Genomic DNA, 637 nt, shown 5'->3' on the forward strand with positions numbered 1-637 from the left:
GATTAGACGAACAGATTGGGAAGTCTGGCCATAGCGGGTGATAGCCCCGTAGTCGAAAATCTGATCACGTGAAATCGAGTAGGTCGGGGCACGAGAAACCTTGACTGAAGACGGGGGGACCATCCTCCAAGGCTAAATACTCCTGGCTGACCGATAGTGAACCAGTACCGTGAGGGAAAGGCGAAAAGAACCCCGGAGAGGGGAGTGAAATAGATCCTGAAACCGTGTGCGTACAAGCAGTAGGAGCAGACTTGTTCTGTGACTGCGTACCTTTTGTATAATGGGTCAGCGACTTATATTCAGTGGCGAGGTTAACCGTATAGGGGAGCCGTAGGGAAACCGAGTCTTAACTGGGCGACACAGTCGCTGGATATAGACCCGAAACCGAGCGATCTATCCATGAGCAGGGTGAAGGTTGAGTAACATCAACTGGAGGCCCGAACCAGGATCTGTTGAAAAAGATTTGGATGACTTGTGGATCGGAGTGAAAGGCTAATCAAGCTCGGAGATAGCTGGTTCTCCTCGAAAGCTATTTAGGTAGCGCCTCACGTATCACCGCCGGGGGTAGAGCACTGTTTCGGCTAGGGGGTCATCCCGACTTACCAACCCGAGGCAAACTCCGAATACCGGTGAGTGC

General features: G+C 52.1%; 1 rRNA gene. It reads left to right on the forward strand.

What is annotated here, in order from left to right:
* Positions 1 to 637 (forward strand): 23S ribosomal RNA (locus tag IE091_RS18360); the annotation flags it as partial.

It is taken from the genome of Vreelandella hamiltonii (assembly GCF_014651775.1).
In the GTDB taxonomy this organism is placed as follows: domain Bacteria; phylum Pseudomonadota; class Gammaproteobacteria; order Pseudomonadales; family Halomonadaceae; genus Vreelandella; species Vreelandella hamiltonii.